This is a genomic window from Pseudomonas sp. D3-10 (assembly GCF_051132175.1).
Classification (GTDB): Bacteria; Pseudomonadota; Gammaproteobacteria; order Pseudomonadales; family Pseudomonadaceae; genus Aquipseudomonas.
In genome coordinates, this window is the sequence record NZ_CP071668.1 from 1,971,618 (window position 1) to 1,991,095 (window position 19,478).

The following is a 19,478-nucleotide window of genomic DNA, read 5'->3' on the forward strand; positions in this document are numbered from 1 at the left end:
GATTTCCTCGACACAGGGTAGCGGCGGCTGCTCGAGCCGCCGCTACTGTCCACCCGAAGGTGAGGCCGGTCTTAGTTGGCGCCTTTTGCGACGGGTTTCTCCGGGTTGAACCCGTCATAACTTTGGAAAACTTCCATGAAGCCCGGGACGGTTTCCTTACGAGCCCAATCGCGCTGGAACTCGCAGTACAACTGGACGCGGCTGGTCATCTTGCCGCCGGCTTGCTCAATACGACGGAGCCCAGCCTCGTGGGCCGCCACCGAGGTACCGCCCACTGCGTCCACGGGGACATATACTTCGTAGCCTTCCAGAAGCGCATCAAGCGCAGGGAACGCCAAGCACACCTCTGTCCACAGCGCGGTCACGATAAGTTTGCGACGTCCGAGCGCTTTAACAGCCTGTTTGAATTCGACATCTTCCCAAGCATTCACGGTGGTGCGGTCGTAGATCGGAAGGTGACCGAGGACGTCCTGCAATTGCTCAATCGGTGGTTTGTTGAGGCCGGACGAGACATTCACCGTCGTATGAACGACTGGAACGCCATAACTCACCGCCGCTTTTGCAAGGCTGGTGATGTTAAAGACCAGTTCCTCGCGCGGCATCGAGCGGATGGAGGAGACCTGAATCGGCTGATAATCAATGATCAGAAGTGCTGAGTTCTGAGGCGTGATGAGATGGTCGGTATGTGGATTACGCATCGTTTCGCTTGTCATGGATAGCTATCCTTGTTGGGTGAAATGGAAGATCAGCTCATGCCTGTTTTCTTTAGGCGAAGCCGGTCCAAACTCGACATACATATGTCGAATGCCTTGGAGTGCTTTAGCTTTTTTAAGGGGCGGGTCGCGGTTTGGATCCGTGCGGCTCAGGGTGTAGCGATCAGGTAAAGCGAGGCTTTATGCGGGGCGCATCGGGCGGTATAGCCCCAGGCTCGACAGTGCGAGCCCCAGAACCCAGAACAGTGGGCCCGACAGGCCGGGCCACATCGAAACATAGCCGGGAAAGAGCATGTAAAAGATGAAACCGAGATCGACCACGCTGATGACCAAGAGGTTGATCCACCACCCGCGAACGTCGTTACGCCAGTTCAAGACGACTGCGACGATGAGCGCGATAATTGAAAGCCAGAAGAGATTCCAGGCGTCCTGCAGCACGCGCCCCCGAGGCATGCCTTCAGCCATGGATTGGCCGAGCTGATAGATGGACCAAGCGGCATTGACGTGTAGCAGAGCCCAGATGATGTACGCCAAAGCGCCCGCTTGGGCGAGTCGAGAAGTGGTGTTCGCGGCGACGTTCGGATGTGGCATGAGAGTCCTAGGAATATGGCGCTAGCAGTGGACGTAACGGTCTGACCGAGGGCAAACAACGAAGCCCCCTGAATCGTGAATTGCCCGACGTGCCTTGCGACGGCAGAAATCGAACTGCGGCAAAAGTACGCCAGTTCCAGTTCTCGAAAAACTACCAATCCAAGGATTGACTGTTCTCGTTTGGAGCACAATCGGGAAGTATTCAATAAACGGGCTGTCAGTTGATTCCTGATGCTGCGGCCCGCACAATCCGCCAATGGCTGACCGATTCGAAGATATGCGGGCGTTTGTTGCTGTCGTCTCAGCCGGCGGGTTTGCTGCGGGCGCGGAACGCCTCGGCATCGTCAAGTCGGCGGTGAGTCGCCGAGTTCGGGACCTCGAGGACAGGCTTGGGGCGCGGCTATTTGACCGGACGACGCGCCGTGTCCAGCTCACGGAAGCGGGCCGTGATTTTCATGATCGCGCCGTCGAGTTGCTTGCGGGGCTTGAAGAGGCCGAGGAAGCCGCTTCGAGCGCAAGCAAGGCGTTGAGGGGGCGTATCCGTATCGCCGCTCCGGTCTCATTCACAGCGCACTGCCTGGCACCGGCAATAGGCCAGTTTCTGAACCGCCATCCCGCAGTCTCGGTCTCCATCGACACCGATGATCGAACGGTCGATCTGATACGCAACGGCTTCGATCTCGCGATCCGCATCGCGCGGCTTCCAGACTCATCTCTCGTGGCTCGGCGGCTCGTTACCATCCGGCACGTGTGCGTCGCCAGTCCGGCACTTCTAGAGCGCCTCGGGACACCGCAAAGTCCCGTTGAATTGTCGCGCTTTCCGGGCGTGACTTATTCTAATGTCGAGAACGCTCACTATTGGAAATTCACCGGCAACGTCGTGCCATCAGTGACCAGCCGGCTCGACTTCGCCAACGGCGATGCCATTCGCGAAGCGGCCATCGCAGGGCTTGGCGTAGCGGTACTTCCAACCTTCATCGCCCATGACGCGGTACGGCGCGGAGCGCTTTCTATTGTGCTCGCGCAATATATGCGACCACCAATCGCAATGTATGCGGTGCATCCGTCAATGCGTAATCAAACCGCGCGAGCGCGGGCATTCATCGACTTTCTTGTCGATACGTTTGGCGGTGAGCCATTCTGGGATCGGGATCTGCTTGACAGTTAGGTTTGGAGAAAAAGGGACACAGAAAAAGGCAGAAAGGGGACGACAGAAAAGACTACAGATTTATTTTAGCTTCGCTGCATTACGAGTCGCTATTAATCGATTAGCTTGGATCAACGGCTGCACGGCTAGAAAATAAATCCGACCCCTTTTGTCGGGGTGGGCACCAGGCCAAACAAAGATGGCGAGCAAGCGCTTCTCTGCGTGTTAGCGGTTCTCGAAGTTACCACTTTGCCTGGTACTTCAATTGTGATCCCCCGAAAGTTAGAGCCTGCAGCGCCTCCGCAGGTGGTTTGCAAAAACTGACGAGCTCAGCCGGCTGCCGAAATCCCCCAGAACGGCTCACCGCCAAACGTATCGACAAGAAAATCGATGAATGCCGGCGCTCGCGCGGTTGAGATCAATGCTGGAGTCTTTAATCTAATTAGGCTGAGGTTAGCACTGGCAAGTCGACGAGAGACGCTGAGGGTTCTTGGATGGGCGAGCATCATTTCTCGAGTCAGGTTTGACCTATGAACTCGTTTTTGGCACCTCTGATGGCGCTCGCCCTGGTGGGCCGGCAGCTGAAGCTACCAAAGAGCCGCTTCAAGCTCAAAACGGCTCTTCAGGGACGGTAGCTTTTGCCTGGGCAATCATTTCGCATATAGGCTTGGTGCTGACACAGCTAATGACCTGTGGATCAGCTTTTCGTTTTTATGGCGCGATGATTGATCTTATAAATGGCGTATAGGAATTGGCTAGCTTAGTGAAGTGTACGAGGTGCCGGGGCTCGCTACGGTAAATCTGGAATCATTTGTCATGCTACTTAGATTGTCCCATAAGATCTCAGCATTCGCGCCAAGCTTTTCTTTGCGACGATAAATATTAATTTCTAACGCTATATCAAAATCGGCAGTGCCCGCCCGAACCAAATCTTTCCTTTCCAGATCGTTCCGAACGATCTCCAAAGGAAGCCATGCAACGCCTAATCCGGTTATCGCCATAGAACGAAGACCATCGGCCAGAGAGCTATCATGAATTTTACGAAGTGCTGGTAAGTTTGGAGCGACTTTTAACATTTTTTCAAGCGCCCAACTTAAAGAGCAATCCTGGCGGTAATGAAGATATGAGATTTCACCTCTAGGTGAACCAAGGCTATTTAGAGGTTCTCCTAGCAAATTAGGTGCGCTCACAGGAACTAGCCACTCGCGGCCAATTTTCAAGCATTCGAGTTCCCCTAGTGGTAATGTTTTATTAAGATGTTCGTTAATGCCATTATGTTTGTCATCAAAAGCGACGACAAAATCCACTGAGCGATTGGTTAGTTGCTTGAAACATTCAGGAAGATTGGCGAAGTCTATGGAAAAACGAGTGGCCTCTAACTGCTTGCTCGCCCTCGGCAACCAAGCCGGAAAAAACGCTCTCGACATGATATGTGGCGCAACAATAGAAATTTGCCGCCTGAACTTCTCTTGGGTACGGATAACCGAGTTTCTCGTTTTTTCTAACAGCTCTACAATTTCGACAGCAGCGATATGGAACTCGGCACCCGCATCGGTAAGCTCTAGCTGGTGACGTGCACGATCAAACAACGAAGCACCTAACCATTCCTCTAAAGCGGTGATCCTACGGCTCAAGCCAGAGGTTGTTACATTGCAATGTATCGAGGCTTGGGAAAAGCTTCGAACGCGGGCCAGCACAATAAAATCCTTTAAGGTCCGAAAATCCGTCATGTTGCTGATCTCGCAATTTTTTGGTGGTCGTATCATGACATGCGCAACCCAGGGTCTGAAAGTCAAAAAAAACCCTCTGGCATGAGGTTTTATCAAAAAACCTTGCTTAATCCGCAACGTGCGAAAGTGGCAAACTGATAAAACGTCAAGGCCCAGCCGACGCCGATACTGACAAGGTACTAGTCAGCCTACCGGCACAGTCGATTAGAGGGTATCTGGCCATTTGACAGGGAAGTAATATGAATAATCCACAGAACACTCTTATCTTAGGGTGCGCATCCACGGGCGCAAAATTTACGCCTCGCAACCATTATCTTACTGGGGATCAGCTTCTCGACTCTATTTGTACAGGCATGACTATTAAGGGAGGCCAAGACGCCATCGTTAACGAAGCGATCGAACTTTATGATCTCGGGTGCCGTTACTATCACTATCATGCTCGAAACCCAATCACGCAGGAGCAAACCACCGATAATGATATCTATCAGGCGGTGAGCCGAAATGTACAGCGCTCCTGCAAAGACATTCTATTGAGCTTCGGGGCTAGTCGCAACGGTAAAGAGGTTCAAGAAAACATCAGGGCTTTTGGGGAATGGGAACGGGTTAGCCAATGTGCTTTGCCTTTACATTTCGGCGGAGCTCATTTCGTCACCATCCAAGCCACGATAGAACTGCAGATCATATGTGAGTTGGAAAAGAAAACGCAAAAACTCGACTTTGAATATATGTACAGCTCTGCTTTTCTTGACGATATAAAAAAAATACGTGCCGTCTGCCCGTGTTGTACAGGCGACCATGGAAACAAACTCCACGAGTAAGTGGGCTGACTACGGTAGTACTTCACCGTCAATACAATTCCAAGTATATAAGAATGCGATTTCGGCTCGCCGGCAACTAGGGCTGTTCCATGAAGTCGAATGGGTACAACTTGCCCGGAGCTACGGCATGACTCGGTTTGCCATTGAACACCCATCTCTTCAGCTGGGCAGTTCTGGTCAGCTAAATATAATTCTGTTATTTGGTTTTTCCAGCCGCCTTCCGTTTCCGTCATCATATGAAGAGTTTTGCAACATAATAGAGGTGGCCAAGAGTCTGGAGTCTGATATTTCCAATCCGGATATTAAGAAGCGTAAGATAACTATCACCGTCGGCGCTGCGATTATTCCCCAGCAAGCTCATTTGCATTACCAAGAGATGGATATTGGCCTGCGGAAAGGAACCAAGATGTGCGCTTTAAGACGGCTTGCCACGTACGCCTGCCAACCCGGAAGTGGCGTAGATATCTTGCGTGTAGGCATGGAAGATACACCCTATGGTGTAGGCACGGAGGGAGAGGTGCATATGTGTGATAACCGACAGCTTATGGAGTATGTGCTTGAAGAGATGAGCTATAATGGTGTGGCGCCAGAGCTTAATCCAGAAGTTATCATCAACCGTATGGGGCTCGATATTGTCAGGGATGAACATCTCACAGCACAACGTCAAAGGCCTCTCGGCGTACCAGAAAATGCCGGAGCTTTTCAATGACTGATGTAAACGGTGTGCACCCAAAAGCCAGTTATCGCTGGGTTATTCTTCTGATCGCCACGGTGGCCCAAGCGAGCGCCTGTTTCTTTGTACAAGGTATCGGTGCTATTGCTATTTTCATCCAGCAGGATTGGAACCTGTCCACGATGCAAATAGGATTATTGGTCTCAGCTGCACAGTTAGTCCCCATTCTCGGCTTGCTAGTTGCTGGGGAGTTGTTGGACAGATTTGAAGAGCGCAAAGTTGTAGGTGTGGGAACGTTAATCGTTGCGGTTGCACTTTGCGCATCAACGCTTGCTAGCAGTTACCTGTCATTGCTTATGTTTTTGATTGTGGTCGGTGCTGGCTACAGCACCGCGCAACCTGGCGGCAGCAAATCCGTTTCTAGCTGGTTTCCAAAAAGCCAGTTAGGATTTGCTATGGGTATCCGCCAGGCTGGCTTGCCTTTGGGTGGTGCGCTTTCAGCGGCGATACTCCCCTACATTGCCACCCATTGGGGGTGGCAGTACTCCTTTTTAGCGGGGGGACTTGTTGCGCTGTTTGGAGCTCTGACTTTTTTAAGTTTTTATCGGTCTGCCAATGCTAACAAGCCCCCGCCGGTGAAAGCTGAAGGAAAGCAATTAAAAGCAGTTTTGGCTTCGAGATTATCCATGCTAAACGATCCTGCGATGAAGAATATTATGTTCTCGGGGGTTAGCCTTATTTCGGTCCAGTATGGGATTTTGATATTCACCGCACTTTATCTTTATGATTTGCTCGATTTGAGCATCACTGCCGCTGCCACATTGCTGTTGATTGCCCAGGGAGCGGGCATAGCGGGGCGTATCATCTTGGCTGCATGGAGTGATCGCTGTAGATCGGGCCGCTATTTCCCTGTGTTGATCTGTATGCTCGCAGTTATTTTTGGCTTGATCATTCTCGCTTGGGCTCCTATGCGTTCTTTCTGGATGTTGAGCGTATTAGTCGGCTGGCTCGGATTCTTCGGTTTTGGCTGGTATGGTCCTTGGGTAGCCTACGTTGCTGATTCTGCACCACCGGATAAGACTGGATTCGCATTAGGTTTAGCCATGGCGATAAATCAAGTTGCGATTGTCATAATGCCACCCGCATTGGGTTTCCTGAAGGACTTGTCTCATAGTTATCTGCCAGGGTGGAGCGTATTAATAATCATGACTCTAACCGCACTGGTTTGCACAGCCTGGAGCACATTTGGCCTCTCGAAATCACCGTCGCTGAGTAATAAGTAGCCGTTGGCTTTTTGAACCATTGCTAGGAAAGGGTCGAGCTTGAATACTCTCAAATATCTAAGTCATTCAGAGCTTTATGCATTAGCAGAACGCTCCCATTCCGTTCGTGACGTCTGCATTTGCACGAAAAAGGCACTGGTAGGGTGGGAAAGTCCTCTGATTTCCCTGCCGGAGACGTTATTAGTCGATATTGGTACGCTCATGTATGACGTCGAGGAAGAAATGACACTCATCGAGTATCATCCGAGCAATACTAATTACTGGTCGTTGGATGCTCCGATTGCACCGCTCTACTTTCCCTACAATCTATGCAAGATTTCTGAGTGCTCTATTTGCGGTCGCTGTTTCTTACGCTACACCGAGAGGGGGGCCTACCATATCGAGAACAGGATTCGTAGCCTGGACCCCTCCTTAATCATTAGTGCTCCTCTACCTCAGGTAGTTGAGGCTTCTTCATCATCTATGACATGAGCCTTGATGGCGCGAATGGCCGCCATGTAACCGCTGGTTCCGATGCCGACCTGACCCCAATATCCACATTCATAGCGATATCCCAGCTTCCAGCACCGTTCTTTGCCAAGCCGATCATCATCAGTCCAAGCCACTCCAGCGACTGGGCCACTTGCAAGCCACCGACATCCAACGGACGCAGGCCGAGGCTCGTGAGAAGGGCTGAAACGAGCGCCTTGGGGTTCGCATCGTCCGTCGCGATAAACGCGTCCAGACGTTCATTCTTCGCAAGGACGTGGCCGGACAGGGTATTGAACGCCTTGACGACATGTGAGTTGGCCGGGGATCATCCGCGACATCGTCTTCACTGGGAAAAAGACCTACGGCCAATTCCTAAAATCGGAGGAGGGAATCTGCTCAACATCGTCATGTGGAGCGCCAAGCACTATTCGCAATCGTACGTGCGCCCGGGCTCCAGGCTTTTTGAACAGTTGAGCCTAAACCCCGTACAGGCGATCGAAGAGGTGAAGACGCTATTGCGTAGGGGTGGATGTATTTTTCCGGCGACTAACGAATGAGCAGACGGCAAATAGCCATATTCCGCAGGATAGTGATCCCCGCCGCTTGGGTGTCCGGGCTTACGACGATAGGACTCTTGTGGGGCATGATACGGTTTTCGCCCGATAAGCTTACAGTCGAAGGCCGTCAGCTCTTGCTGGCTTCTTTTTCTATTTTTTTCCTCGCCACAGGGTATCTGATACGGCGCAAGAGACGAGCAAAAGCACTTGTAGCATCCATCAATTTAAAAGAAGGCTTGAGCCTGGACGATACTCAGCTGCTCGGCTATCCCAGCCCCCTGTTTTTCGTCTTTGACGTCTCTAACAAAAAACTCGCTCAATGCCAAAGCGCCGCCGGCGATTATCAAATTCGAGACTTCATGTGGGTGACGGGCTGGCATTTTGAGTGGCAACGGATCGACAGCAGGGTGACAGGCGGAGTTCTTCAAATAGTCGATGGGGCAGGCATGAGCGTTCCAGCCGACGAAATTCGGCGCAGATACATAAAGTTCTCGCTAATCCTGACGGTTGCCGATACGAGTCATCCTCTCTTGCGTTTTCCAATGAACCGGAGCGCAGCTGAAGGGTGGTGTAGCCGGTGTAATGTATTTTTCACGTGCTGAATACGGGAACGTGGGCCGATTTATTTAGCTGCGCTGAAGCCGTTTTTGGCTAGTTCAAGGAAGAGTATGAATACGCCCCAGCGGAAACAGGCTCCCTCGCCACGGGGATGGGTTGTCCTTGGCGGATACTGAGCCCGGTCAAGGCATCATAGAGCGTTTATTAGGACAGCAGGCAGGGCTGCGGCGTAATGCCGCTTGCCTCAACAGTCTCCTATATCGAGCCTTCCCCTTTTCCGAACGACCTCTTCCAGGATGCGGGCCCAAGGCATGCCGCTTGGCGAGCAACAGAAAGAAGTTGAGCGGAGGTGTCCTGGCCTGATCGCTCATCCGCTCGTCGCAGACATAGCACTTCCTGCCCAAGCAAGCCCTCTCAAATGTATGCGCAGAACTGCGCTGCAGACAGGAGAGAGATTATGGTGATTGACAATAACGGTCCGGAAGCGCCATACCCAGGGCCAAGTGAGGAAGCGCCTGATACAGGCAAAGGACATGGATCTGGTCTTGATCAGGCTGAGTCTGAGCCAAAGCAGGGCACTGGCGAGAGGCCAGAGGATTGGAATCCGCCGCCTGGGAACCCCGGATCCGACCAGGATGCCCAGACGAATCGTGGCAACGGCGGTGCGAAGTAAGCTACAGCGGATGCTGATGATTCCATGGAACCCGGCCACGGAGCCGGGTTTTTATCATCTGACGGGTGGACGATTGATTTGGCGTAGTTACTGAGCGAAGGTCAGCCAGTTGAAACTTCCGCCATTACGAGACGATCTCCTAAACATCATTGAACAGGAGATCAGTCATGAAGTGCTATCTGTGCGCGATGGAAGCGAAGCGGTCCGAAGCGGATCAAAGTGGAGAGCTTGTCGACTGCGGTGACTGCGGCACCTACAAAATTTCAAGTCTTGTGCTCAAAGAGTTGGAGAACAAGAAGTTCGATTATTCTAAAATGCGCGATGACCTTCACCGTCAGCGGCAGTTTAATGCTACTTCTGTCGCCGAGATCAACACAGAGACGGCCATCTGGGCTTGAGTGGCGCGCTCTTCGATGCTTATGCGCGCTTTCGGCTAGCAGGTGGTATAGGCCGCAACGCAAAAGGCCTCGAACCACCCTGAAAGAAGCGTCCATGAACATGCCAAAGAAACAGCCAGATAACAAAACGACAGCAAGCGCTGCCGAAATCGAGCGATCTATCCAGGCGCTCAACAAGATGGCTGAGCGCTTGTGGGGAGATGGCCGGGAAGCTGAAGCACAGGCGCTGTTAAAGGCTCTGGATGCGTTAAACCTCGCCCTTGATCGTATAAGAATCGGGGAAAGCCGTAGAGTGCTCCATTGAAGGCCTGATGTGATGCCGGGCTACTTTGTTTTATCGTCAGGCGTGAGTCGCTCGTTCAAACACCTCGTCCGCCCATTGGTTCAGGCTTTACCCGCCAATAGCTCCTTTCTTCGTGCGTTCCGACTCAATCAACATCCTGCCCCAACACCCATTCACTGAAAGCCCTCACCTCAACCTGCCGCTCCCGCGCCGGCACGCACACCACCGTATATCGCGCACCCGCCAAGCGAATCTCAGGCTGATAACCAACCAGTTGCCCGCGTGCAACCGCTTCCGCAACCAGCACATTACTGGCAAGCACCAGCCCATGCCCGGCGACCGCTGCCTGCAGAGCGTGCTGTTCCTCGTCATAGCGGCGCAGGCGCGCGTTTTGCAGCCAACCCAGGGTGCCGGACTTGGCGCACCATGCCGCCCAGTCCACCGTGACCTTTGTGCTGCTCAGCCAGGGGACGTCAATCAGTTCGATGGGCGAGCCCGCTGCGGGTGGTTGCCAGTCGGGGTGGCAATACACGCCGAAATATTCTTCCAGTAGAGTTTGCTCGAGCAGTTGAGGATCCGAGGTGAAGAGCGCACGGATCGCCAGGTCGATGCTGGCGTCACGTCGCAGGTCGATCACGTCGTTGCTGCTGTGCAGCCTGAGGTCGATCTCAGGATGTCTTCGATGAAAATCTCCGAGCCGAGGTATCAGCCACAGGCTGGCGAACGCTGGCGTTGTGCTCACCACCAGCGATTGCGCGGTACATGATGGCGATAGCGTTTGCAGGCCATGTTGGATATCGAGCAGCGCGCGGTGCATGTAGGGCTGGAGGCGTTCGCCGTCCGCGCTCAGGCGCACATTTTGACTGGAACGCTCGAACAGTCGCACGCCGAGAAACGCTTCAAGGCTTTTGACCTGATGGGAGATCGCCGCCGGGCTGACGTTCAGTTCCTGGGCCGCCGCCTTGAAGCTGCCCAGCCGTGCGGCGGATTCGAAGCCGCGCAAGGCGGTAAGGGGCAGTTTGGCGAACATGGGCGGGGAAGTTACTCAGGTTGAGCGAGGCTCAATTTAGCTCAATTGTGGGCCGGCGCTCAACTTGCCAGGCTGTGGTTCCCTTCCGCCATTCGTGGAGACAATCGATGCAAGGCGCCTCTCGCAAAATTCTTCAGGCCGTGCTCTATGAGGCCGGTGGTGTGCTTTTTGTCGCGCCATCCCTCGCGCTTATCTATGAGCAGGGAATGGGCTATTCAACCCTGCTGTCCTTGGTGATTTCCGCCGTTGCGCTGGGCTGGAACATGCTTTTCAACGGCCTGTTCGAATGGTGGGAGCGTCGTCAACCCAACCGCCATCGCAACTGGCGGCGCCGACTGCTTCATTCCCTTGGGTTCGAGGGCGGCTTGACCCTGATTCTGACGCCGGTAATTGGAGCCTGGTTGGGTATCGGCCTGTGGTTGGCGCTGGTGACGAATCTTGGATTATTTGTGTTTTTCTTTTTTTATTCGTTGGTTTTCCAATGGGTATTTGATCGAGCGTTCGACGTGCCGCTTTCGGCTCAGTCGGATCAGGGCGTTACCGAACAGTCCAATCAGCACATGGCCGGAACACACCAGCACTGTCGCGCATCTACCGAAAAACGCACAATCGGAGTGCTCGGCAGTGGATGTGTACAGGATCGAGTTCGAGAACGACCGTTGGACACTTTATAAATCCCATGGCTACAAACCGATCCGCCAAGCGGACAGCCAAGGCGAGTTGATCGATCATGTTCTTGCCTTGACGCGGGGAGAGGGTGTCGTGGTTCGGTTCATTGCAGACGGCGGTATACGCGAGGTGAGATTGGGGGATGTGCAGGGGGACGAACCGCGTTCTGATTGAAGTGCCAGCGCCATGGTCTGCCCAACCCCATATCAATGAGCGAGAGGGCACACCGATGGCCGACGAGGAAGGGAAAAGGGGACGGTTTTTTTTGCCGCTGCTGTAAAACTTCGATGTAGGAGATTTCTGAAAATGTCCTCAAGCGCGCTAATCAGGCCCACCCTGGCGACCCGCAACACACAGCGTCTGATCGATCAAGTCGGATAGTGGTTATTCGAGTCGAAATCCATCCTGAATTGCGGGCTGATATCGAGTTGGCACTCGCAGCCCATCCTTTTGCACTAAGACCGGATAATTAAAGTTTTTACCGTCTGCATGGTTAGCAAAGGTCAGACACTTCCGAGTTACATGGGGTGTGATCAGCCATATCACGAGCCGGCAGCGGCTCGATCCGGCCAACTTCGCCATATTCATATCGCTCTACCACCCCAAAAGTTCAGGGCTTCCGATCGGCAAGCCTAAAGAAAATGCGACATAAAGCGGCCGCAGTTGGATGCCGCTTTAGTCTACGTACAGGGCGAGCTTTACGAAGACCGATACATGATCCTGGCATTCGCGCCGTATGAATCCCCTTTGCCAATTTCTTAGCTCAAAACCCTGGTCTGTTCCTAGTCTTTCGCCGTCCCTTTTTGGGGGCGGCTTCGCCACTTAGCGGGAGCAAGCTCCCTCGCCACGGGGTTTGTGGTGTCGCGGCTCAGGCAGCCAAAGGCCAACCAATGCGCGCTGCGCGGCGCAGGCTCGCCTTAACAACCAAGCGATGAAATGGCGCAATCACGAAGATATAGGCTCGGCCCAGACGGTTGTGACACTGGACCACGGTTGAGAAAACCAGTTGGCGACTACCTTCCTGCTCTACCTCTCCAGAGCACGGATCGATATCCGGAAGTCGAGGTGCTTGTCGTCCTCTCCCAGCACGATTTCAGTCTGGTCGGTGCTGTAGACCTTGAAGATTTGAATCCGATGAGCAAGTGTTGCCAAATGCCTCGCTGTCTTGAGCCCAAAACGGGCAACGACAGTGTCTCGGACTTTCATGAGCCATCCGATCCAGGATGGCTGGTGGGAAAGGATGAATCGAGCTAGCACCTCTGGATCGCTGGATGTGCCCGCAGGGAGGCGAATCGCAAAAGCGTCCGCCAGGTTCGTCGACTTGTAAAGGTGGGTGACGCCGGACCTCGAGGGGACGGGCACGGACATAATGAGCTCAAATTCTCGGGGCATCGGAGATATCTTCCTGAGTGCTAACTACCAATTAGATGACATGCCTTGTCGCGTTTCTTGTTGGGAGGCGGCCACTTCTCCTTGTCGGATACTGAGCCCGATCAGCGCATCATACAGCGCCTGCTGCCCGGCGGGCAGGACAGGGAGCAACGTCGCGCGGCGCTTGTCGGCATCGAACCAGGACTCAACCAACCATCCCACCAGATAGAGCGCCGAAAGGCATCCGCCAGCGGTTGCGACGTTGCCCTGGCATACAAGAGGCTGGTCCACGGGCTCAAGTCCCAGGGCTTGCAAGCCCGATCGTGCATCCGGGTGTGTCGTTGCTCGGCCGCTGAGCAGCCCAAGCCGTTGGAGAATGAAAGCGCCGGCGCAGATGGAGCCGATTCGCTGGCGTTTCGGGTCAAGTTCAAACGACGGTAGGAAATCCGGGGAGGCCAGTGCGGCGGGTATTCCTTCCTTGCCGCTGGCGAACAATACCGCGTCGGCATTATTGGCCTCGGAAAGCGGACCGTGCACCGAAACAGGCAGGCCATGCGCCGATCGTACGACAGGGCTGGAACCCAATATTCGGACGTGCCAGTCCTCGGTGTTGCGGCCTAAGATGTCCCACATCAGGAATAGGTCGATATCGGTGAATTGGTCGAAAGCAACCAGGACGATTTTCTTCAAGGCGAGCTCCATGAAAAGTGCTGGCGTGCAAAACGCAACGGCCATCTTTGCTGGTGTTCGCAGGGTATCTATCGGTTGCGCGCCATACACAGTCTGTATGGTGCTAAATAGGGAGTGAAATAACGAATGGAAAAACTAACGCGTCACCATTGGATCGCGGCAGGTTTCGAGGCCCTCGATCAGACAGGGCATATTGGCGTGTCAGCCGAGAGTCTATCGCGCCGTTTGAATGTGACCCGCGGATCGTTCTATCACCATTTCCGCAATCGCGATGATTTTGTCCGCACCTTGCTGGCCGCTTGGGAAGAAGACTACACGGAGCGCATGCTCGCTTTTGCGGCCCAGGGTCGTAGCGCGGGCGAAATCTTGAAACGCTATTTGAATATTGCCGCTGAGAAACAACCTGGGCGGGAAGTCTCCATCCGAGCCTGGTCGCTGCACGATCCGTTGGTGGCCGAGTTTCAGCAGCGTGTAGACACACGACGATTGGACTTCGCGATACGGACGTGTCGTCGCTTGGCCCATAGGCCAGGCGAAGCAGAAGTGATGGGGCAGGTGGCCCACCTGTGCCTGATCGGGGGGCAACAGGCAGGGCTGCGGCGCGATGCCGCTCGTTTCAACCGTTTCGTGCATCGAGCTTTTTCACTTTTCGAAGGGGCTCTCCCACCGTGGCGATCCAGGTCGTGAGAAGCATAAACAAGGGACGTCCGTGATCTGATAGCGTCGTGTAAAAGGGCCATGAATGGGCCGTTTGAATGGGCAAACCATGTGTTCCGATGTCTATTCGGAATGAGGACCGTTAATGCCGTACAACTACACGAATGGCCGCTACCTGGTCTTTGGGATCCCAGCTCCAATCCGATGTACCACAGGGCCCTCTCGATACTCAGCATGACGATCTCCATGAATGCTGGAGCGACGTTATCAAATGCATGGGGAGAACATTTGATCGTTCTTGCGGTTTCTGCTTTCTACGCCAGCGCGTATGAAAAAAGCCTTCAATAGCGGCGGTCGCTGTCTATTTCCGATAATCTTTCACGCCGGAACCCGGATCACCCACGCAACTCAAGGAAGAGACATGAACAGGACGCTCTGTACCGCACTGAGTCTTTCGATTATTGCGTCATCTGCCGGGTGCGCCTCACAAGCTGTAAAGGAACCGTTTAAAGCGCCCCAGATTTACGGTTATACCTTGGGTCAGCCGCTTTCCAGCGATGAGTTCAAGGCGCTTTCCGCTACCGGAGGCGAGTCGCTCACGGGCTCCAAGATTTACAAGCGCGTCGATGAGCAAGGCGATACCTACGAGGTCTTCCTCGATCATCAGATTCGCCCAGATCTCATTACGAAGGCGAGTCGTGCTTTTGTCAGTCAGCCTGAATGTGAGGCTGAATTTGAGGTACAGGTCGCCCAGTTGAAGCAGCTCCTTGCCAGTCACGAAGACCGTACGCCAGTGATGGGTGATCGTTATGTCAGCTTGAGCACCACGCAATGCAATGTTGACCGGTATGATCAATCCCAAACCTATCGTTATGCCCTGATCGTGTCCGTGGACACCGTCGCCGCTCCCTCGAAACGAAGCCTGGGCGATAAGATCCACGATGCCTACGGGGCCGTCGGGATGACTGTGTTCGTCATCGCCCTGTTGCCGTTTGCGTTGGTTGCTTTGGCCGTTGATAAGGCCACCGATTGAGTTTCGTTCGGTCTCGGTTTTCTGTAGGAGAGGTAGTCCGGAGTGGGAGCGCCGCCAACCCAGCCGCCATCGCAACTGGCAGCGGCGGTTGCTGCATTCCCTTGGATTTGAAGGCGGCTTGACGCTGATCCTCACGCCGGTGATTGGCGCATGGTTGGGCATCAGCCTGTGGTTTAAAGTGACTCGTGTTAACCAGACTCAATATGTAGCCAACGCATGCCCTACGGAGCACCGTAGGGCCAATGCATCATTTTTTAAGTTGTTCGCGAACATCGGCCACCATCGGCCCAGCAGCCTTCACCGCTGCCTTGAGTACTTCTTCAGTCACCCCGAACTCATTCGCCCAGTACTTCAACTCCCAAGCTTCGGTAATGTTGATGCGGTTCCTGTCCTGCGGCCCGCGGTTGCTCAGGTCATCTGCCATTGTCGAGTTCCCTATGTAAGGCCTGGTATCGCCAGGCGACATGGGGTAGACAATTGGGAGGCGCTATCTGCGCAATAAAATTGCCCAAATTTCCACGACTCGGAAACAAAGAGCCCGCACACTCATAACGAGGCGCGGGCTCTTGAGACCCAAGCCTGCATTCAGAGACGCATGCCTTTGAACGGGTTCCAGCCTTGCTCGCCTTTCACTTCCTTGAGGTAGTACGCGTAGTTGGTCATCAGCGCATACATCATCGACATGGCGATGCTCAGACCCGTGCTCAACGGCCGCGGAAATTCCATCCCAATGATGGCGAAAATGACGCTCAAGGCGATGTTGATCGCCAGGAAAATACCCAGCAGGGCCAGGTTCTTCTTCCAGAGGCCCAGGACGAACAGGTAGATAGGGCCGAAGAAAAATGCGATCACGTTTGCATTGATCAGTATTTTTCTCTTGAAGCCAGGCAGCGCCTTGAAGGCTTCCTTGTAGCGCGGGTCGCTTGGCGCACCGTAGGTGTTAAAGAAGTCGAAGCGTTCCTGCCACTTGGTGCTGTATTTACCAGTGCTTTGTACTTGTTCAGTCGTGCTCATTTTCAAGGCTCCTGTTTTCCATAATTAATTTTTCTTTCTTCCAAGAAATCCTGTGCTCTGGTTTAGAGCATTGGCTGCTTTGGTTTTTTGTCGAAGAACGCGTGTGAATCTTCAGGGCGCCAATTTTGCCGCTTTATGGCTGGAGGTGTGGAACATTCCGCACTGGCCGCTTATGCGGTCGCCTGGTCTGTGACGGGCTTCACTCTATTGATTTGCTGGATTGCCCGCTAAAAAGTTCTCGGCATAGAAAATCAGCCTCATACTCCCAGTTTTACACCGTGGAAAACCAGAAGAGGCGATGTTTTGTCGAACGATCAATCCCATCTGTATGAGCTGACGCTGAAGCAAGTTTATGACGGTTTCAAGCAACTGATCCCCATCTCTCTTTTTGTCGTCGTGTTCGGTGTTGCTTTCGGCCTGGCGGCTGCACAAACGGGCCTGAGTGACACGTCAGCCGTGCTCATGAGCACGCTGGTTTTTGCCGGCGCTTCTCAATTTGCCGCGCTGGATCAGTGGGGCCAGCAGGTGCCGGTCGTTCCGCTGATGATCACTGTCTTCGCCATCAACGCCCGGCATTTGTTGATGGGCGCGACGCTTTATCCGTGGTTACGGGAGCTACCCGTTGCCAAACGATACGGTGTCATGTTGGTTGTTTCGGACGCCAACTGGGCCATGGCGATGCAGGCGTTCAACCGGGGCAAGCCGGGACTGGGGATTTTATTCGGTGGCGGCATTGCACTCTGGATCACTTGGATCCTGGGAAGTTGGCTGGGACTTCATTTTGGCAGCGTCATCGAGAACCCGGTCAGTTTCGGGCTCGATATGGTGATGGGCTGTTTCTTGTTGGCGATGGTCGTGGGTGGGAAGAAGAACCTGCGCATGTTCATCATCTGGACCGTGGCGGCATGCTCATCGCTATTGGCCTACTGGTATTTGCCGGCTAACAGCCATGTCGTGGTGGGTGCTCTGGCGGGGGGCGTTCTGGGCGCAGTGTGGATGGAGAAACAACAATGAACATTGAAACGGCGGGTTATGGCACCTTGCTTGTCATCTTGATCATGGCCGCAGTAACCTTGGCCACTCGGTGGGGCGGTGTTTTTGTGATGTCGTTCGTGCCGATCAACTATCGGGTGCAGCAGTTCATCACGGCCATGTCCGGCTCGGTGTTGGTGGCGGTGCTGGCTCCGCTGGCGGTTAAAGGTGACAACGGCGCACGCCTGGCTTTGCTGGCCACGGCAATCGTCATGCTGACACTGAAAAAACCGCTGCCGGCAATTGCAGCCGGCATACTTGCAGCGGCTTTAGCCAGACAGTTTTGAACGGCCGAGTCGCCCGCTTACAAACGGGCGACTCCGCCCTGTCAACAGTCAAAAACTCAGCGCAGCCGCTTCCCCGAACGAGTGATCCTGTATACCCGTAATGAAGTGCAGCGACATCTCCTGTGGCGCCTCGATGGGCGGAATTTCAAAACTTCCCACCACCTGTCCCTGAAGCGCACTCAACCGCATCGACTCTTCTTCCTTTAACTTTGCCATTCTCGCGTGGTTCGCTGCGATTTCGTTGAGAGTTGACACGGTACATCTCCGTTTGCTGACCAAGCATTGATAAATGTGCTGCCGCGTCAGAATCATGTCGTTCTTGGCTGCTGAGACAGGCCAGTGCAAACCCTGAGCCAGACATGGCCGCCTGTAGATTCCAACATTTAACAGGTGACGAATGGTGGGTAGACGCGCATCGACGCTGGCAACGATGCAACCATGCCTCAAGAATAAGTCACTGATAATACAAGCCGAGGCTCCGGCGGGGTTAATCTGAATCGGTGCGCTAGACGCTTGTCCCCTGTGCTGATTGCCTGTTCATCACGACCACACCGACGCCGATCAGGCTGGTGACCACCGCCAGCAGCACAATCACCTCCTGCGTCCCAACCGGTGCCGCCAACACCGCGACGAGCAAGCCCGCGAACGGTTGCGACAGGTTGTTGAGCAGCGTAATCACGCCGACGGTCTTGCCAAAGTCCTGTGGGGGAATGACCTGCTGACGGATGCTGCGCATGTACACGTTGAACATCTTGTCGAAACCGACGATCAGCAGGAAACCGACGACGTAGCCCCAGATGTTCGGGCTGAGCGCGGTGATGAAAGCGCCGAGGGCAATCAGCGTGTAGGAGAGGGCGCCGAGAAGTTTCAAAGGCAAGGTGACCCGGGCCAGGAGAAACAGGATGACGATGGTGGTCACGGCACCGGCCGCCTGCAGCCCGGCGTAATCATCTTTTCCGGCGCCATAGTGGCCGATGACCATGGCCGCCGACGTGGCGAGGGTGACGCCGATGATCAGGTTGACGCCCACCGCCAGGCTGATGACTTTTTTCAGTTCCGCCAAGTTGCGGATGTGACCCAGGGCAATGCGCAACGGGTTCAACCAGAGGTCGTGGTGTTGCTCGAAGGACTCAAGGGTGACCGAGCTGGTGCGTTGCCAGTACAACATGGCCAGGTCTGCCAGCAGGAACAGTCCGGCGATCGCCAGCAGCACCCAGTGCCACGCCCACACTTCAAGCAGCAGCGCTGCGACCAGCGGGCCCAGTACCAAGCCGGTCTGGTCGGCGATTGGCGAATAGGACAGCGTCTTGGTGTAGGTGTAGTGCTTGAAGATGTAAGGCATGACCACTTCGCGGGCCATGATGCCTTGGGTAGTCAACACGCCACAGAGGGCCGACAGGGCCACGATCCAATAGACACCGCCAAAGACGCCATAGAGCAAGACTGCGACGCCGCAGGCTGCGGCGCGATAGACCTGGCTGATGTGCAGGATGCGAATCGGCGGAAACTTGTCGCACAGCGCGCCGCAGATCGGGAACGCCAGGTAGCGTGGCAAGGATTCGACAAAGAACGCCAGGCCCGCCCAGGAGACGCTGTTGGTGGTCTGGAAGACAATCAGCGGGACGATGAACAGCAAGATCTGATCGGCCAACCGCGAGAGGAACATCGAGACGAAAAAAGCCAGGTAATCCTTGCGCATGAAGCTCCTTGATTGCGGTGTTCAGGGGTTGTCCGGTCCAGGCAAGCGACGCGCGGCGTGATATGGAACTAATATCACCGTCAGTCTCTATATCTTTACAG

21 protein-coding genes and 3 pseudogenes are annotated in these 19,478 nt (G+C 54.2%); 14 read left to right on the top strand and 10 right to left on the bottom strand.

Annotated elements, in window-relative coordinates; all coding sequences use genetic code 11:
- Nucleotides 1-71: 71 nt before the first annotated feature.
- Nucleotides 72-713: a hydrolase gene (locus J3P90_RS08860; protein ID WP_434559751.1), complete on the bottom strand. Its 642-nt coding sequence runs from the start codon at nucleotides 711-713 to the stop codon at nucleotides 72-74.
- 180 nt (nucleotides 714-893) lie between these two features.
- Nucleotides 894-1,304, bottom strand: a complete 411-nt coding sequence (locus tag J3P90_RS08865) for a hypothetical protein (RefSeq protein WP_434559749.1) — start codon at nucleotides 1,302-1,304, stop codon at nucleotides 894-896.
- A 256-nt stretch (nucleotides 1,305-1,560) separates the two neighbouring features.
- Here J3P90_RS08865 and J3P90_RS08870 point away from each other — a divergent pair, with 256 nt between their 5' ends.
- Nucleotides 1,561-2,472 (top strand): LysR family transcriptional regulator, encoded by a 912-nt coding sequence (locus J3P90_RS08870; protein WP_434676147.1) that lies wholly within the window; start codon nucleotides 1,561-1,563, stop codon nucleotides 2,470-2,472.
- 502 nt (nucleotides 2,473-2,974) lie between these two features.
- Nucleotides 2,975-3,199 carry a hypothetical protein gene (locus tag J3P90_RS08875; protein ID WP_434606740.1) on the top strand — a complete coding sequence of 75 codons (225 nt, stop codon included), beginning with the start codon at nucleotides 2,975-2,977 and terminating at the stop codon, nucleotides 3,197-3,199.
- 7 nt (nucleotides 3,200-3,206) lie between these two features.
- On the opposite strand, the gene J3P90_RS08880 is transcribed toward J3P90_RS08875, so the two are convergent.
- Nucleotides 3,207-4,181, bottom strand: coding sequence for a LysR family transcriptional regulator (locus J3P90_RS08880; RefSeq protein WP_434676148.1), 975 nt, complete (start codon nucleotides 4,179-4,181; stop codon nucleotides 3,207-3,209).
- 239 nt (nucleotides 4,182-4,420) lie between these two features.
- Here J3P90_RS08880 and J3P90_RS08885 point away from each other — a divergent pair, with 239 nt between their 5' ends.
- The 6 genes from J3P90_RS08885 (at nucleotide 4,421) to J3P90_RS08910 (ending at nucleotide 9,916) form a co-directional block, all read left to right on the top strand.
- Nucleotides 4,421-4,999, top strand: coding sequence for a 3-keto-5-aminohexanoate cleavage protein (locus J3P90_RS08885; protein WP_434676149.1), 579 nt, complete (start codon nucleotides 4,421-4,423; stop codon nucleotides 4,997-4,999).
- 127 nt (nucleotides 5,000-5,126) lie between these two features.
- Nucleotides 5,127-5,708, top strand: a complete 582-nt coding sequence (locus J3P90_RS08890) for a hypothetical protein (protein ID WP_434676150.1) — start codon at nucleotides 5,127-5,129, stop codon at nucleotides 5,706-5,708.
- Complete coding sequence (locus J3P90_RS08895; RefSeq protein ID WP_420765757.1) at nucleotides 5,705-6,955, top strand: MFS transporter; 1,251 nt, start codon at nucleotides 5,705-5,707, stop codon at nucleotides 6,953-6,955. The genes J3P90_RS08890 and J3P90_RS08895 overlap by 4 nt, the downstream gene beginning before the upstream one ends.
- Nucleotides 6,956-7,979: 1,024 nt before the next feature.
- Nucleotides 7,980-8,585 (top strand): hypothetical protein, encoded by a 606-nt coding sequence (locus tag J3P90_RS08900; RefSeq protein ID WP_434606733.1) that lies wholly within the window; start codon nucleotides 7,980-7,982, stop codon nucleotides 8,583-8,585.
- A 796-nt stretch (nucleotides 8,586-9,381) separates the two neighbouring features.
- Nucleotides 9,382-9,612, top strand: coding sequence for a hypothetical protein (locus J3P90_RS08905; protein WP_420765760.1), 231 nt, complete (start codon nucleotides 9,382-9,384; stop codon nucleotides 9,610-9,612).
- Between the two features lie 100 nt (nucleotides 9,613-9,712).
- On the top strand, nucleotides 9,713-9,916 hold the full coding sequence (locus tag J3P90_RS08910) for a hypothetical protein (protein WP_434676554.1): 204 nt from the start codon (nucleotides 9,713-9,715) through the stop codon (nucleotides 9,914-9,916).
- Between the two features lie 124 nt (nucleotides 9,917-10,040).
- Here J3P90_RS08910 and J3P90_RS08915 read toward each other — a convergent pair whose 3' ends face one another.
- Nucleotides 10,041-10,925: a LysR substrate-binding domain-containing protein gene (locus J3P90_RS08915; protein WP_434676151.1), complete on the bottom strand. Its 885-nt coding sequence runs from the start codon at nucleotides 10,923-10,925 to the stop codon at nucleotides 10,041-10,043.
- Between the two features lie 107 nt (nucleotides 10,926-11,032).
- Between J3P90_RS08915 and J3P90_RS08920 the strand changes: the two are divergent.
- Nucleotides 11,033-11,449: pseudogene (locus J3P90_RS08920) on the top strand (PACE efflux transporter); the annotation flags it as partial.
- 1,013 nt (nucleotides 11,450-12,462) lie between these two features.
- Here the strand turns inward: J3P90_RS08920 and J3P90_RS08925 are convergent.
- Together J3P90_RS08925 and J3P90_RS08930 are read right to left on the bottom strand one after the other, a co-directional pair.
- Nucleotides 12,463-12,986: pseudogene (locus tag J3P90_RS08925) on the bottom strand (DUF2867 domain-containing protein).
- Between the two features lie 24 nt (nucleotides 12,987-13,010).
- The gene (locus J3P90_RS08930; RefSeq protein WP_434676152.1) at nucleotides 13,011-13,655 is read right to left on the bottom strand and encodes a DJ-1/PfpI family protein; all 645 of its coding nucleotides are present in this window, start codon (nucleotides 13,653-13,655) and stop codon (nucleotides 13,011-13,013) included.
- Nucleotides 13,656-13,781: 126 nt separating this feature from the next.
- On the opposite strand from J3P90_RS08930, the gene J3P90_RS08935 reads away from it, so the two are divergent.
- The 3 genes and pseudogenes from J3P90_RS08935 to J3P90_RS08945 all read left to right on the top strand — a co-directional run.
- A complete protein-coding gene (locus J3P90_RS08935; RefSeq protein WP_434559731.1) occupies nucleotides 13,782-14,342 on the top strand; it encodes a TetR/AcrR family transcriptional regulator in 561 nt (186 codons plus the stop codon).
- A 391-nt stretch (nucleotides 14,343-14,733) separates the two neighbouring features.
- Nucleotides 14,734-15,345: a hypothetical protein gene (locus tag J3P90_RS08940; RefSeq protein WP_434676153.1), complete on the top strand. Its 612-nt coding sequence runs from the start codon at nucleotides 14,734-14,736 to the stop codon at nucleotides 15,343-15,345.
- A 43-nt stretch (nucleotides 15,346-15,388) separates the two neighbouring features.
- Nucleotides 15,389-15,517: pseudogene (locus J3P90_RS08945) on the top strand (chlorhexidine efflux transporter); the annotation flags it as partial.
- A gap of 75 nt (nucleotides 15,518-15,592) precedes the next feature.
- Here J3P90_RS08945 and J3P90_RS08950 read toward each other — a convergent pair.
- Together J3P90_RS08950 and J3P90_RS08955 are read right to left on the bottom strand one after the other, a co-directional pair.
- The gene (locus J3P90_RS08950) at nucleotides 15,593-15,769 is read right to left on the bottom strand and encodes a DUF3606 domain-containing protein (RefSeq protein ID WP_434606722.1); all 177 of its coding nucleotides are present in this window, start codon (nucleotides 15,767-15,769) and stop codon (nucleotides 15,593-15,595) included.
- 161 nt (nucleotides 15,770-15,930) lie between these two features.
- On the bottom strand, nucleotides 15,931-16,359 hold the full coding sequence (locus tag J3P90_RS08955) for a DUF2628 domain-containing protein (RefSeq protein ID WP_434676154.1): 429 nt from the start codon (nucleotides 16,357-16,359) through the stop codon (nucleotides 15,931-15,933).
- A 303-nt stretch (nucleotides 16,360-16,662) separates the two neighbouring features.
- Here J3P90_RS08955 and J3P90_RS08960 point away from each other — a divergent pair, with 303 nt between their 5' ends.
- Both J3P90_RS08960 and J3P90_RS08965 read left to right on the top strand, forming a co-directional pair.
- Entirely contained in the window at nucleotides 16,663-17,373 is a 711-nt protein-coding gene (locus tag J3P90_RS08960; protein WP_434676155.1) for an AzlC family ABC transporter permease, read from the top strand.
- On the top strand, nucleotides 17,370-17,678 hold the full coding sequence (locus J3P90_RS08965) for an AzlD family protein (RefSeq protein ID WP_186707518.1): 309 nt from the start codon (nucleotides 17,370-17,372) through the stop codon (nucleotides 17,676-17,678). Before J3P90_RS08960 ends, J3P90_RS08965 begins: the two co-directional genes overlap by 4 nt.
- A gap of 48 nt (nucleotides 17,679-17,726) precedes the next feature.
- Here the strand turns inward: J3P90_RS08965 and J3P90_RS08970 are convergent, their stop codons facing one another.
- On the bottom strand, nucleotides 17,727-17,933 hold the full coding sequence (locus J3P90_RS08970; RefSeq protein ID WP_434676156.1) for a hypothetical protein: 207 nt from the start codon (nucleotides 17,931-17,933) through the stop codon (nucleotides 17,727-17,729).
- Nucleotides 17,934-18,183: 250 nt separating this feature from the next.
- Nucleotides 18,184-19,377, bottom strand: coding sequence for an MFS transporter (locus J3P90_RS08975; RefSeq protein WP_434676157.1), 1,194 nt, complete (start codon nucleotides 19,375-19,377; stop codon nucleotides 18,184-18,186).
- Nucleotides 19,378-19,478 lie beyond the last annotated feature (101 nt).

Excerpts from the sequence above, each read along its gene's own strand:
- J3P90_RS08860 (WP_434559751.1), bottom strand. The coding sequence starts at position 713 with ATGACAAGCGAAACGATGCGTAATCCACATACCGACCATCTCATCACG.
- J3P90_RS08865 (WP_434559749.1), bottom strand. The coding sequence starts at position 1,304 with ATGCCACATCCGAACGTCGCCGCGAACACCACTTCTCGACTCGCCCAA.
- J3P90_RS08870 (WP_434676147.1), top strand. The coding sequence starts at position 1,561 with ATGGCTGACCGATTCGAAGATATGCGGGCGTTTGTTGCTGTCGTCTCA.
- J3P90_RS08880 (WP_434676148.1), bottom strand. The coding sequence starts at position 4,181 with ATGACGGATTTTCGGACCTTAAAGGATTTTATTGTGCTGGCCCGCGTT.
- J3P90_RS08885 (WP_434676149.1), top strand. The coding sequence starts at position 4,421 with ATGAATAATCCACAGAACACTCTTATCTTAGGGTGCGCATCCACGGGC.
- J3P90_RS08890 (WP_434676150.1), top strand. The coding sequence starts at position 5,127 with ATGACTCGGTTTGCCATTGAACACCCATCTCTTCAGCTGGGCAGTTCT.
- J3P90_RS08895 (WP_420765757.1), top strand. The coding sequence starts at position 5,705 with ATGACTGATGTAAACGGTGTGCACCCAAAAGCCAGTTATCGCTGGGTT.
- J3P90_RS08900 (WP_434606733.1), top strand. The coding sequence starts at position 7,980 with ATGAGCAGACGGCAAATAGCCATATTCCGCAGGATAGTGATCCCCGCC.
- J3P90_RS08905 (WP_420765760.1), top strand. The coding sequence starts at position 9,382 with ATGAAGTGCTATCTGTGCGCGATGGAAGCGAAGCGGTCCGAAGCGGAT.
- J3P90_RS08910 (WP_434676554.1), top strand. The coding sequence starts at position 9,713 with ATGCCAAAGAAACAGCCAGATAACAAAACGACAGCAAGCGCTGCCGAA.
- J3P90_RS08915 (WP_434676151.1), bottom strand. The coding sequence starts at position 10,925 with ATGTTCGCCAAACTGCCCCTTACCGCCTTGCGCGGCTTCGAATCCGCC.
- J3P90_RS08935 (WP_434559731.1), top strand. The coding sequence starts at position 13,782 with ATGGAAAAACTAACGCGTCACCATTGGATCGCGGCAGGTTTCGAGGCC.
- J3P90_RS08940 (WP_434676153.1), top strand. The coding sequence starts at position 14,734 with ATGAACAGGACGCTCTGTACCGCACTGAGTCTTTCGATTATTGCGTCA.
- J3P90_RS08950 (WP_434606722.1), bottom strand. The coding sequence starts at position 15,769 with ATGGCAGATGACCTGAGCAACCGCGGGCCGCAGGACAGGAACCGCATC.
- J3P90_RS08955 (WP_434676154.1), bottom strand. The coding sequence starts at position 16,359 with ATGAGCACGACTGAACAAGTACAAAGCACTGGTAAATACAGCACCAAG.
- J3P90_RS08965 (WP_186707518.1), top strand. The coding sequence starts at position 17,370 with ATGAACATTGAAACGGCGGGTTATGGCACCTTGCTTGTCATCTTGATC.
- J3P90_RS08975 (WP_434676157.1), bottom strand. The coding sequence starts at position 19,377 with ATGCGCAAGGATTACCTGGCTTTTTTCGTCTCGATGTTCCTCTCGCGG.